This window comes from Mariniflexile fucanivorans (assembly GCF_004341235.1).
In the GTDB taxonomy this organism is placed as follows: Bacteria; Bacteroidota; Bacteroidia; order Flavobacteriales; family Flavobacteriaceae; genus Mariniflexile; species Mariniflexile fucanivorans.
Genome location: NZ_SLUP01000008.1, coordinates 25,169 through 38,110, shown reverse-complemented (window position 1 = coordinate 38,110; position 12,942 = coordinate 25,169). Strand labels below are relative to the sequence as shown.

At 32.5% G+C, this 12,942-nt stretch carries 11 protein-coding genes; 3 read left to right on the top strand and 8 right to left on the bottom strand.

What is annotated here, in order from left to right; all coding sequences use genetic code 11:
• From EV196_RS15465 to recR, 6 genes are all read right to left on the bottom strand, one after another.
• Positions 1–612, bottom strand: coding sequence for a fumarylacetoacetate hydrolase family protein (locus EV196_RS15465; protein WP_132218683.1), 612 nt, complete (start codon positions 610–612; stop codon positions 1–3).
• A 284-nt stretch (positions 613–896) separates the two neighbouring features.
• Positions 897–1,793: a phospholipase D-like domain-containing protein gene (locus tag EV196_RS15460; RefSeq protein WP_165876178.1), complete on the bottom strand. Its 897-nt coding sequence runs from the start codon at positions 1,791–1,793 to the stop codon at positions 897–899.
• A 239-nt stretch (positions 1,794–2,032) separates the two neighbouring features.
• Positions 2,033–2,809 carry a 3'-5' exonuclease gene (locus EV196_RS15455; protein WP_132218681.1) on the bottom strand — a complete coding sequence of 259 codons (777 nt, stop codon included), beginning with the start codon at positions 2,807–2,809 and terminating at the stop codon, positions 2,033–2,035.
• Between the two features lie 323 nt (positions 2,810–3,132).
• Positions 3,133–4,464 carry a dihydrolipoamide acetyltransferase family protein gene (locus EV196_RS15450; RefSeq protein WP_132218680.1) on the bottom strand — a complete coding sequence of 444 codons (1,332 nt, stop codon included), beginning with the start codon at positions 4,462–4,464 and terminating at the stop codon, positions 3,133–3,135.
• A gap of 84 nt (positions 4,465–4,548) precedes the next feature.
• The gene (locus EV196_RS15445; protein ID WP_132218679.1) at positions 4,549–5,649 is read right to left on the bottom strand and encodes a glycosyltransferase family 2 protein; all 1,101 of its coding nucleotides are present in this window, start codon (positions 5,647–5,649) and stop codon (positions 4,549–4,551) included.
• Between the two features lie 7 nt (positions 5,650–5,656).
• Positions 5,657–6,274 (bottom strand): recombination mediator RecR, encoded by a 618-nt coding sequence (recR, locus tag EV196_RS15440; protein WP_132218678.1) that lies wholly within the window; start codon positions 6,272–6,274, stop codon positions 5,657–5,659.
• A gap of 119 nt (positions 6,275–6,393) precedes the next feature.
• On the opposite strand from recR, the gene EV196_RS15435 reads away from it, so the two are divergent.
• Positions 6,394–7,830 carry a sodium:solute symporter gene (locus EV196_RS15435; protein WP_132218677.1) on the top strand — a complete coding sequence of 479 codons (1,437 nt, stop codon included), beginning with the start codon at positions 6,394–6,396 and terminating at the stop codon, positions 7,828–7,830.
• Here the strand turns inward: EV196_RS15435 and EV196_RS15430 are convergent.
• Positions 7,807–8,169, bottom strand: a complete 363-nt coding sequence (locus tag EV196_RS15430; RefSeq protein ID WP_132218676.1) for a CoA-binding protein — start codon at positions 8,167–8,169, stop codon at positions 7,807–7,809. The two genes, EV196_RS15435 and EV196_RS15430, sit on opposite strands and share 24 nt — an antisense overlap.
• Positions 8,170–8,587: 418 nt before the next feature.
• Positions 8,588–9,595, bottom strand: coding sequence for a 3-oxoacyl-ACP synthase III family protein (locus EV196_RS15425; RefSeq protein ID WP_132218675.1), 1,008 nt, complete (start codon positions 9,593–9,595; stop codon positions 8,588–8,590).
• A 266-nt stretch (positions 9,596–9,861) separates the two neighbouring features.
• Here EV196_RS15425 and htpG point away from each other — a divergent pair, with 266 nt between their 5' ends.
• Positions 9,862–11,772, top strand: coding sequence for a molecular chaperone HtpG (gene htpG, locus EV196_RS15420; protein WP_132218674.1), 1,911 nt, complete (start codon positions 9,862–9,864; stop codon positions 11,770–11,772).
• Between the two features lie 296 nt (positions 11,773–12,068).
• Positions 12,069–12,935, top strand: coding sequence for a BKACE family enzyme (locus EV196_RS15415; protein WP_132218673.1), 867 nt, complete (start codon positions 12,069–12,071; stop codon positions 12,933–12,935).
• Positions 12,936–12,942 lie beyond the last annotated feature (7 nt).

The window sequence follows — 12,942 nt, the reverse complement described above, 5'->3', positions numbered from 1 at the left end:
TTATTTAATTGTTATTGAAAACATTTCTTTATCTTCTATAAATCCTTTGAGCTTATCATTTGCAACTACTTTACCAACTCCTGCTGGCGTACCTGTAAATATAATATCTCCTATCTTTAAAGTAAAATATTTTGACACATATTCTATTAATTCATCAATTTTCCAAAGCATGTGGCTTGTATTTCCTAATTGTACAATATTATCATTTTTTTTTAAAGAAAACTCAATCGCATCCACATCTTTAAAGCTTGAAACTGGCAACCATTTACCAACTACCGCCGAACCATCAAATGCTTTTGCTTTTTCCCAAGGCAACCCCTTTGCTTTTAAGTCGCTTTGCACATCGCGTGCTGTAAAATCGATTCCCAAGCCTATTTCTTCATAATATTTATGGGCAAATTTCTTATCGATATGCTTCCCTATTCTATTTATTTTAACCAAAATCTCCACTTCATAATGTACATCGTTTGAAAAATCAGGGATAAAAAACGGTTGTTTTTTTAATAGAATAGACGTGTCTGGTTTTAAAAATATAACCGGATCTGTTGGCTTTTCGTTTTCTAATTCTTTAATATGTTCGGTGTAATTTCTACCGATGCAAATTATTTTCATTCTATAAATTTTAATTTGGGCGTTACCTTTTGCTCATACCTACAAGGTTTTCAAAACCTTGCAGGATCACAAAAGGTCGGGCTTTACGTTACAAGTCCTCGCTCCCCCGAAGCGTCGGGGTCGCTGTGGGCTTTCCACTGCAATCCCTAACGCGGGTTTGTTTGTAATGGTCAGTTTCCAACCCACAGTCATTTTCTTATCCTACAAATTTATGATTTTGATTTTGGTTATTGGATGTAAGATTTATTCTTTTTTACTTATGCATGTTGTGTGACGTTATTTTTTCAATTCAGGTTGTTTTTTAACTGATTATTAATAAATAATTTCTCTTTTATTATAAAATTAACCATTTCTAATATCTTTCTCGTTTCCTCTCTGGATGTTTTTGTTTTAACCAGTTCTTGATATTTAGATACGATTTTATCTATAGCTTTAATTTTTAATAACTGAAAATCAATGTTTAAATAGTGTTCTATTTTGTCAATTCCTTCTTTTGAATATTTATGTCGAGAGTTGGCTTTTTCCTCTTCAGTTGCCAAATAATTAAATTCAATTCCATATTTAGCTATTAAATCTGAATAAATTCCAATTGAACCTACTTTGTCTTTGACAGTGTTGTGAACTCTCTCACTAATTCCACGAATTTGGTTTTTGATTTTTTTGTCAGTCCATTCGTTAAACATTCCAGTTTCCAAACTTTCACGATTCGCTTTGAGTAAGCTGATAAGTCCTTTTTCAATGAGGCTTACTAATTGTTCTACCTCTTTTTTTGAAAATGAAATTCTGTCTATTTTATATTTTTTGTTCTTTATTTTGCTGAATTCCATATTGTAACTTGTAGCAATATCCTTATCAGAAATAAAGGCTAAATTCTCATCGTTTGTATTTGCGTTTTTTGACCAATTATATGAACCTGTTAAAACTGTTTTATTGTCAATTACACAGAATTTATTATGCATTGAATAATAGTTCTTTTGTAAGTCTTTAATGAATGAGATTTGTATTGTGTTATTCTGCAAATTTTTGATAGCTATTGATTCACGATTCACTTTATTGTCATCTACTATAATGTCAATATTAACATCTTTCAGTCGAATTAAAGCATTCGAAATATTTTGATTTGTAAACCAAGCCACAGCAATTAACATCCTTTCTTTGGTTTCCGAAAGGTGTTTTATCAAATGGTATTCGATGTCTTGAAAATAATTGTTCAATTTATGGCTGGATGTTTTTCATAATGGCGCACAGCGTGTTATATAGCAACTTTTATTACTTATATCACGCAAAAAAATGTCAGAATATGGTAATTTTTTGTTACTGTTATCCCGTAAATATATTTTTTATAGGATTATCTAAGGTGCCTTTTATCTGTTGAATCTTTTCGCGTTACATACATTTGTCTTCAAATTTAGGTCTTATTTTACCCTAACTTATTATTAAAACTTCTAAGTTTAATAGCGGTTAACACCTTTTTGGTGTACAACGGAAAATCGGCATTTAACAACCACCCAAAATATCCAGGTTCACTTTCTAAAACCTCGGTTACTAATTTGCCTTTATGCTTTCCAAAAGAAAAACACTCTTCACCTTTTTTATTGAAAGCTATAAAACCTGCAAAGTCTGCAAATTGTTTTCTTGAGCTGAATTCTGCTAAAAACTTCGTGTCGTTTTCTATTTCGTCGTACTTAGCTATTTGTGCTTTTAACACTTCGTAAGTTGCTCTGGTATCTGCTTCTGCACCATGAGCACCTTCCAATTCTGTATTACAATAAAACTTGTAAGCGGCACTTAAAGTACGTTGTTCCATTTTATGAAAAATGGTTTGCACATCTACAGCTACACGGTTTTTCATATCGAAATCGACCTCAGCTCTTAATAATTCTTCAGCTAATAATGGTATATCGAATCTGTTTGAATTAAAGCCTCCTAAATCGGAATCTTTAATCATATTATAAACATCTTTGGCTATTTCTTTAAACGTTGGCTTATCAGCTACATCCTCATTACTGATGCCGTGAATGGCAATAACCTCATCTGGAATTTTCATTTCAGGGTTTACTACCCATGTTTTACTTTCTTCCTTTCCGTTAGGATGTACTTTTAAAATAGCTATTTCAACTATTCTATCGGTTGTTATATTGACACCTGTTGTTTCTAAATCGAAAAAACAGATGGGTTTTGTTAGGTTTAAATTCATTAATTCTATTTTCTGTTAAATAATTTGTCTTTAAAAATAGACAATTACAAAAATAAGAAAACCCAACCGTTTGAGGTTAGGTTTTTAACATTTATAATGATTACGATTAACTCGTTGGGCGTAATTAAATGAAAATTAATTGGAATATTTTTTTTACTTCCAACTTTACAGCCAATTAGAATCTAAATGTCAGTCTGAGCTTGTCGAAGACTTTATAAAAAGTTGCATTTCGACAGAGCCTGTACTGAGCGCAGTCGAAATACTCAATATGACAATTAAGTATAAAATTGGCTTTAGAAATAATTACAACTGACGGGTTAAGATTATATTTCCCTATTACTATCCCAAGCCTCTAAATAATCTTTAACGGCTTTGACAAACATACCGCCTAAAGCGCCATTTACTACACGATGGTCGTAAGAATGCGATAAAAACATGCGGTAACGTATACCTATAAAATCACCTTCTGGTGTTTCAATAACTGCTGGCACTTTACGAATGGCACCTAATGCCAAAATACCAACTTGTGGCTGACTGATAATTGGTGTTCCCATAAGGCTACCAAAAGTTCCTACATTGGTAACCGTGTAGGTACCACCTTGAATATCGTCTGGTTTTAGTTGATTTGCTCTAGCTCGATTTGCCAAATCATTCACCTGTTTTGTCATACCCACCAAATTAAGTTGGTCTGCATTTTTGATAACAGGCACAATTAAATTTCCATCGGCAAGTGATGCTGCCATTCCTAAATTGATATTTTTCTTTTTAACAATGGTATCGCCTTGTAAAGAAATGTTCATCATTGGGAATTCACGAAGTGCTTTGGCAACCGCTTCCATGAAAATAGGTGTAAAGGTTAAGTTTTCACCTTCACGCTTTTGAAAAGCATCTTTAACTTTATTTCTCCAATTCCAAATTTTAGTAACATCAGCTTCAATAAAACTTTGTACGTGCGCCGATGTTTGTACCGACTCCACCATATGATGCGCAATAAGTTTGCCCATTCTGGTCATTTCAATAATTTCGTCTTCACCACTCACAATAACAGGCGTTGGTGTTGATTTTGGTTTTTCTTGTTGAATGGTTTCTAAAACTGGAGCTTCAATTTTTGGAGGTGTTACTTCTGTTTGACCACCTTTATTTTGAATATAATTTAAAATATCGTTTTTAGTAACACGATTATCGACACCTGAACCTACAATATTATCTAATTCTTGCTGTGAAACGCCTTCTTCCTTTGCTATGTTTTTAACCAAGGGTGAATAAAAACGGTCTTCGCTAGAAGCTAATGGTGCTACTGTTTCTTGAGCTTCAGCAATAGATTTATTTACATATTCAACTACAGATTCCTCATCTTGAGGGTATTCGTTTGATGGTAATTCAAAATCTTCGTCTGAATTATCATTGTCATCTCCATCCGTTTGAATAACACCAATGGTTTGTCCTACTTGAACAACATCATTTTCATTAAAAAATTTCTCAATTAAAATACCATCTACTTCACTTGGAACCTCGCTATCCACTTTATCAGTGGCGATTTCCAAAACTGCTTCATCTAGTTCTATAGTATCTCCAACGTCTTTTAACCAAGATGTTATAGTAGCTTCTGCAACACTTTCTCCCATTTTGGGTAATTTAAGCTCAAACTTTGCCATATCAATAACGTAATACTTGTTTTTTAATTTACGCTTGCAAAATTACTTAAAAAACATTGATTTCCTTAGATTTTTTATAATAAACTAATTCAAAATCATGACTTCACCTCGACTAATGGCATTGTCGCTTCCAAGTATAAAATTAGCATTTTGCGGTAATATCTTGTAAGTAATTGATTTACCTTTTTTAACAGCTTCTATCATGGTTATAATTTCTTTATAGCTTAATTGATGAGCATCAAAAATTACTTCTGTGTTGTTTTCAAGATTATCCAAATTAGATTGTAACCTTATCTTTTTTGGCAAAACTGTTTGGATGCTATCATTCATCTTATCTGAAATTAAAACATATCCACTTACATACTTCACTTTGTTTACTGGCACTTTTCTAAATAAATAAACAAGCCGTATGCCACCCCAAACAAACATATCGAACAATACATTTTTTTTGAAATGCTTTTTATAAAATATTTGCATAGCCCCATAAAAACGGCGTGCATAATGCTTATCTTTTAAAGTACTTTCTCCTTTATAGTGAATTACCGAAGTGGCGCCGTAGTAATAATTATGATAACCAGATTTCAAAACTTTATATGACAAATCGATATCTTCTCCATACATAAAATAATCTTCATCAAAACCTTTTACTTTAAGGTATAAATCTCGTTTCATCAACATAAAAGCACCAACCAATATATCAACTTTACCTGTTTCATTTTCAGTTAAATGAGTGGCATAATAGGCTTCTGAATTTCCTAACAATTTTTTATAAGCTGCATTTATATAAGGAATATTACGTTTGCTTTCAGGTAAAAAAGTGCCCACACCATTTATGAGTTTGCATCCTATAATTCCTAAGTTAGTAGTGTTATCGGCAAATTTCAAAATAGAAATAAAAGTATCTTCAGCAACGACTGTATCTGGATTTAAAATACATAAGTATTCACCCTTTGCTTTTGAAACTCCCATATTATTTCCTTTTGAAAAACCGAAATTCTCTTTGTTTTCTAAAAGAATGACTTCAGGAAAAAGCTCCTTTACCATTTGGCAGCTATCATCTTCAGAATTATTATCAACTATTATGATTTCTGCATCAAGAGTTGTGATGGCAGCTTCTACGCTTTTTATACATAGCTCTAAAAAGTAGCGCACATTATAGTTTAGTATGACAACGGATAACTTCAAACAGTAGTTAGAGTTTTAAAGAAGATTCAAAAGGTACGCGATTCACAATACTTCTTCCTAGTGTAATTTCATCGGCATATTCCAATTCATCTCCAACCGAAATACCTCTGGCTATAGTAGATGTAAACACGTTGTAATCTTTAATTTGTTTAAAAATATAAAAGTTGGTGGTATCACCTTCCATAGTGGAGCTTAATGCGAATATGAGTTCTTTTATTTTGCCTTCTTTTACTTTATTAACTAAGGAAAGAATGTTTAAATCGTGTGGCCCTATGCCATCCATAGGTGAAATTTTTCCGCCTAAAACATGGTACAGACCTTTAAAGGAACTGGTATTTTCAATAGCCATTACATCGCGAATGTCTTCAACAACACAAACCAGCGTTTCGTCTCTGTTGGGATTTGAGCAAATTTCACACAACTGAACATCACTAATATTATGGCATGATTTACAAAATTTGATATCATTTCGCATGGTTTGCAACGCTTCTGCCAAAGCGGTAGTTTGCTCTTTAGGCTGCTTAAGCAGGTGCAACACTAAACGTAAAGCAGTGCGCTTACCAATTCCTGGTAATTGCGACATTTCGTTAACAGCACGTTCAAGTAGTTTTGATGAAAATTCCATAGCTGCGAATTTAACACTTTTGGCACAATTAAAAGAAGCCTTTCTAAAAGAATAAAATGTAGTTGTTAAAACCAAAGACTGCAAACAATTTTTGTATTTTGGCAGCATAATATAAATTTATGAGCCCAACACAAATAATTCTACTTATTGCCGCCTATTTTGGGGTATTAATTCTGATATCGTTTTTTACTGGAAAAGAAGATTCAAACGATGCTTTTTTTAAGGCAAACAAATCGGCTCCTTGGTATGTGGTTGCTTTTGGAATGATTGGAGCCTCTTTGTCTGGAGTTACTTTCATATCAGTTCCTGGTTGGATTGAAGCTTCACAATTTAGCTATATGCAGGTTGTTTTAGGTTATATAGTAGGATATTTAGTGATTGGAACCGTTTTACTTCCTTTATATTACAAACTTAATTTAACTTCTATTTACACGTATTTAGAAGAGCGCTTTGGAAATTATGCTTACAAAACTGGGGCTTCGTTCTTTTTAATTTCTCGTGTTGTTGGCGCTAGTTTTAGATTGTATCTGGTTGCCAACGTATTACAGATTATTTTATTTGATGAATTAGGTATCGAATTTTGGCAAACCGTAACTATTACGGTAGCTTTAATTTGGTTATACACTTTTAAATCGGGTATAAAAACCATTATTTGGACCGATTCGCTACAAACCTTATTCATGCTTATAGCAGTTGGTGTTTCCATTTATTATGTAAGTACAGATTTAGGCATAAGCGGAGGAAACCTTTTAGGCTATGTTTTAGATAGCGATTTATCGAAAACCTTCTTTTTCGATGATTTTAAATCAAGTAATTACTTTTGGAAACAGTTTATTTCTGGTGCGTTTATAGCCATTGTGATGACAGGTTTAGACCAAGATATGATGCAAAAAAACTTAACATGTAAATCGCTTAAAGACGCACAAAAAAATATGTTCTGGTTCACTATTGTTTTAACCATTGTTAATTTTATTTTTTTAAGTTTAGGTTTACTTTTAACCGTTTATGCACAACAACTGGGTATTGATGCCCATAAAGATGAACTGTTCCCTTTACTTGCAAAAAATCATCTAGGTGTTGGTATTTTTATTTTCTTTTTAATTGGTTTAATTGCTGCTGCCTATAGTAGCGCTGATAGTGCTTTAACGGCTTTAACAACTTCCTTTAGCATTGATATTTTAGATATTGAAAAGAAATATGATAAGCCGAAACAAATTAGGATAAGGAAACGAATTCATATAGTTATATCGCTGTTATTAATATTAGTAATTGTTGCCTTTAAATATATTATTAAAGATGAAAGTGTTATTGCAAAACTCTTTGTTTTTGCGGGTTACACCTATGGGCCACTTTTAGGACTTTACAGTTTCGGGCTGTTTACTAAATGGCAGGTTAGAGATAAGTTGGTACCAATAATAGCCATTGTATCTCCTATTTTATCTTATATTATAAGTGTGAATAGTGCCAAATGGTTTGGTTTTGAATTCGGATTCTTTATTTTAATCTTAAACGGATTGCTTACCTTTTTAGGATTAATATTGATTCGTAGAAAGTAATACCAACGTACATGCTCCTTCAAAATGAATAGCATTCTCCCTTAAAATTTTATAAAGCTCAGGATTTTCGGTTCCAGGATTAAAAATAACACGCTTTGGTTTTAGTGAAACAATATAATCGTAATACGGTTGCTGGTTTTTAGCATTCAGATACAAGCTTACTGTATGCAAATCTTCAAATGGGAACATGGTAGTATTTATTGAAACACCTTTAACCTCTCCAGGTTTCAACCCAATAGCAACTGTTTCAATGTTATGATTCACAAGTTTCTGTATGGCTAAATTTGAATACCTAGAAGTGTTTAATGAGGCTCCAAGCACTAATGTTTTTTTATTCATTTTAAAAATAGTTTAATTTAAAAATATGTGTTTTCAAAAATACAACACGCTAGATTTAATTTTAATTTAAAAAAATTAAATTTTGACACAATAAACACAATACCAATACGTTATAGCAACATACAATTTAGCCAACGAGAAAATAATTATTTTAAGAGTTAGTCACCTTCACATAAAAAATTTCGGCATAAAGATTTGTATAAATAATAATTAACTCGAATGGAAACATTCGAGTTTTTTTTATGTAAAATGTTAAAAATGAGTTAAATACAAAACTAGTTGCAATGTTTTTTAATGTTTTACGTCTTATATTATAGATTCTTCAAATAGTTAAGTGTTAATTGAAGTTGATTAATAGCTAGAAAAGCCCGAAGCATAGAGTTTCGGGCTTTTTGTTTTAAAACTATAATTTAAGTAATTAAGCCCACTTAATAATAACACTTCCCCACGTAAAGCCACTACCAAAAGCAGCAAGCACTACGTTATCGCCTGTTTTAATTTTACCTTCCTCCCAAGCTTCGGTAAGCGCAATAATTACAGATGCGGCTGTTGTATTACCATATTTCATGATATTATTAAAAATTTGGTCATCGCTTAACCTAAACTTTTTCTGAATAAATTGAGCAATACGCAAATTAGCTTGATGCGGAATTAACATATCAATATCTTCTTTCTGTAAACCATTTTTTTCTAAGCCTTCCACAATAACTTCGCTAAACCGAACAACCGCATGCTTAAATACGAACGTGCCATCCATATAGGGGTAATAGGAAATATCTTCTTCTCCGGCTTCAATAATTTCTGGCACCCAATGTTTAATGCTTGGAGACGCCACAACCAACTTATCGGCATATTTACCCTCACTATGCAAATGGGTTGATAAAATTCCTTTTTTATTATCTTCTTCTCTCGTTAAAACACAAGCTCCTGCCCCATCTCCAAAAATAACACTAACGCCACGTCCACGCGTTGTTTTATCTAGCCCGTTGCTATGGTATTCAGCACCAATAACCAAAATATTTTTATACATGCCGGTTTTAATAAATTGGTCTGCCACAGAAATAGCATACACAAAACCAGAACATTGGTTTCTTACATCCAGAGCGCCAACGGTTGGCATATCGAGCAAATCTTGAATTTGAACACCACAACCTGGGAAATAATAATCGGGACTTAAAGTAGCGAACACAATAAAATCGATATCATCTTTCGTTAAACCAGCACGTTCAATAGCAATTCTAGCTGCTTTTGCACCCATAGTCGCCGAAGTATCATCAGTTCCTTCTTTTATCCAACGGCGTTCTTGTATACCAGTACGTTCTTGTATCCAAGCATCGTTGGTATCCATCATTTTAGATAAATCATCATTAGTTACCACGTTTTCTGGCACATATTTACCTAATCCTATTATTTTTGAGTTGTACATTTTTTTCTAATTATTTGTATTACAAAGTACAAAATTTAATATTGAAATTCCAAATTCAAAGTAATAATACCAAAACAGTTTTCAAAATCGAAAACCGGAATTCATAAATCATGAATCGGCTATAATTAATGTCAGTTTGTCACCTTTTCAGTCTTGGTACTTTTTTTGACTATTCATTTCAAAGTAAATAAAAACTATAAATTAATCAGATTCCCTCCCGATAGCTATCGGGATTAAAAGGAATGAAAAATTAAAACAATTATATTATGACAAAAGGAAGTATTAATGTTTCAGTAGAAAACATTTTCCCACTCATTAAAAAATTCTTATACAGCGACCACGAAATATTTTTACGTGAGTTGATTAGTAATGGTACCGATGCCACATTAAAGCTAAAACACTTAGCAAGTATTGGCGAATCTAAATCGGAATATGGCACTCCAAAAATTGAAGTTAAAATTGATAAAGAAGGCAAAAAACTTCATGTGATTGACCAAGGATTAGGTATGACTGCTGAAGAAGTAGAGAAATATATTAACCAAGTAGCCTTTTCTGGTGCTGAAGAATTTTTAGATAAATACAAAGATTCAGCTAAAGATTCTGGCATTATAGGTCATTTTGGTCTTGGTTTCTATTCTGCATTTATGGTTGCTGAAAAAGTAGAAATTATCACAAAATCGCATACCGATGCACCTGCTGCACACTGGACTTGTGATGGCTCACCAGAATTCACTTTGGAAGCTTCAGATAGAACAGAAAGGGGTACCGAAATTATTCTTCACATTGCTGAAGATTCTACCGAATTTTTAGAAGAATCTCGTATTAGCGCGTTACTTCAAAAGTATAATAAATTTATGCCTATCCCAATTAAATTTGGAACTAAGGAAATAAACGATCCTGAGCATGAACCAGCAACCATTACCGATAAAGATGGTAAAGAAACCAAAGAACCGCAACGTAAAATTACGGTTGATAATATTGTAAATAATCCAAATCCGGCATGGACCAAACAACCTACCGATTTAGAAGACAAAGATTATAAAGATTTCTACCACGAATTGTACCCTATGCAGTTCGAAGAGCCATTGTTCAACATTCACTTAAATGTAGATTATCCGTTCAACTTAACTGGTATTTTGTATTTCCCAAAATTGGGTCAGGATATGCAAATGCAGAAAGATAAAATTCAACTGTATCAAAATCAAGTGTATGTAACCGATAATGTAGAAGGTATTGTTCCTGAATTTTTAACTATGCTTCGTGGGGTCATTGATTCTCCAGACATTCCATTAAACGTTTCGCGTTCGTATTTACAAGCCGATGGTGCTGTTAAAAAGATTTCATCTTACATTACCAGAAAAGTTGCCGATAAATTAAAATCGTTATTCAACAATAACCGTGAAGATTTTGAAGCAAAATGGAACGATATTAAAATTGTGATTGAATACGGAATGCTTTCCGAAGAAAAATTCTTTGAAAAAGCCAACGATTTTGCGTTATACCCAACGGTTGATGGTAAGTTTTATACTTATGATGAATTATTCAATAAAATAAAAGCAAACCAAACCGATAAAGATGGTAAATTAGTGATTCTTTATGCTTCAAACGAAGATGCACAACATGCGTATATTGAATCGGCTAAAGCGAAAAACTATGAGGTTTTATTATTAGATTCTCCTATTGTATCGCACCTAATCCAAAAGTTAGAAAGCACAAAAGAGAACATTTCGTTTGCACGTGTTGATGGCGATCATATTGATAATTTAATCAAGAAAGATGAAAATGCCATTTCTAAGCTTAGCGAAGAACAAAAAACAGCACTTGATACGTTATTGAAAGAAGTGATTCCTTCAGAAAAATTCATGATTCAATTAGAAGCTATGGATAGTGAAGCATCGCCTTTCATCATCACGCAACCAGAATTTATGCGCCGAATGAAAGAAATGCAAGCAACTGGCGGTGGTGGCATGAATATGTTTGGTAATATGCCAGAAATGTACAATTTGGTGGTAAACACAAATTCTAAATTGGTCGGCGAAATTTTAGAAACCAAAACCAAGCCTAAACAAGAGCGTTTAATTAACCAAAGTTTAGATTTAGCTCGTTTATCGCAAGGGTTACTTAAAGGTGAAGAACTTACCAAGTTTATAAAACGTAGCTACGAGATGATAAAATAGAAACGTCATTGCGAACGCAGTGAAGCAATCTACTTAAAATGAACTAAAACCACTTTGTTTTTTTACAAAGTGGTTTTTAGTTTTTAAAACTAGACTTGGAATTAATTATATTTTAAAAAAGGCAATTATGGAAATTTACAAATACTTATAATGAGTATTCATACAAATTAAAAAGCTGCTTACAAAACAACGTTTATATAAGTATTCTATCTAAAATAAAATTCAAAATATTTTAACATAACTATCTTGTTATACGATACTAAATAAGTGTTTAGAATAAATTAATAATAAAAACCATGGGAAATAAATTAATTATTAATTTCACACCAACTGGAATGATTCCTACTAAAAGCATGACACCACATGTACCTGTTAGTGTCTCTGAAATTGTTGAAGATGTACATCGTGCTTCCGAAATAGGTATCACTATAGTTCATTTACACGCAAGAGATCCCATTACACAAGTACCAACTTATAAAAAAGAAATATATGGTAAAATAATAGAAGGTATTCGAAAATATGCTCCATATTTGGTGGTATGTAACTCATTAAGTGGACGAGATTTTAGTGGATTAGAACAACGAGGAGATCCATTATTCCTAGATGGAGAATTGAAGCCTGATATGGGTAGTTTAACTTTGAGTTCTTTAAATTTTAACAAAGCAGCAAGTGTAAACTCACCCAATATGATTCAGGACTTAGCAAATCTAATGAAATCAAAAGGAATCGTTCCCGAACTTGAGGCCTTTGATTTAGGTATGCTAAATTATGCGAAATATCTTATAAAAAAAGAGTTCATAAAACCTCCTTATTATTTTAATCTATTATTTGGCAACATTGCTTGCTCGCAATCAAATTTACTCCATGCGGGAATTATGATTAATGATCTTCCAGAAAATTCACTTTGGAGTTTAGCTGGAATTGGTGATGATCAACTAAAAATGAATTCTCTTTCTATAGCAATCGGCGGCGGTGTTCGGGTTGGTTTAGAAGATAATATTTGGTATGATTCTTCTAGAACAAAATTAGCAACCAACGTTGATTTAATAAAAAGAATTCATACAATAGCCCATGTAAATGATAGAGAAATAATGACACCACAAGAATTTAGATTAAAAATGAATTTAGAATCTGGCAATGGCCAATATGGGCGTAAAAATTAACATTATT

What these genes read in the sequence shown, in the direction of transcription:
- EV196_RS15465 (WP_132218683.1), bottom strand. Translation starts at nt 612, where the DNA reads ATGAAAATAATTTGCATCGGTAGAAATTACACCGAACATATTAAAGAA.
- EV196_RS15455 (WP_132218681.1), bottom strand. Translation starts at nt 2,809, where the DNA reads ATGAATTTAAACCTAACAAAACCCATCTGTTTTTTCGATTTAGAAACA.
- EV196_RS15450 (WP_132218680.1), bottom strand. Translation starts at nt 4,464, where the DNA reads ATGGCAAAGTTTGAGCTTAAATTACCCAAAATGGGAGAAAGTGTTGCA.
- recR (WP_132218678.1), bottom strand. Translation starts at nt 6,274, where the DNA reads ATGGAATTTTCATCAAAACTACTTGAACGTGCTGTTAACGAAATGTCG.
- EV196_RS15435 (WP_132218677.1), top strand. Translation starts at nt 6,394, where the DNA reads ATGAGCCCAACACAAATAATTCTACTTATTGCCGCCTATTTTGGGGTA.
- EV196_RS15430 (WP_132218676.1), bottom strand. Translation starts at nt 8,169, where the DNA reads ATGAATAAAAAAACATTAGTGCTTGGAGCCTCATTAAACACTTCTAGG.
- EV196_RS15425 (WP_132218675.1), bottom strand. Translation starts at nt 9,595, where the DNA reads ATGTACAACTCAAAAATAATAGGATTAGGTAAATATGTGCCAGAAAAC.
- htpG (WP_132218674.1), top strand. Translation starts at nt 9,862, where the DNA reads ATGACAAAAGGAAGTATTAATGTTTCAGTAGAAAACATTTTCCCACTC.
- EV196_RS15415 (WP_132218673.1), top strand. Translation starts at nt 12,069, where the DNA reads ATGGGAAATAAATTAATTATTAATTTCACACCAACTGGAATGATTCCT.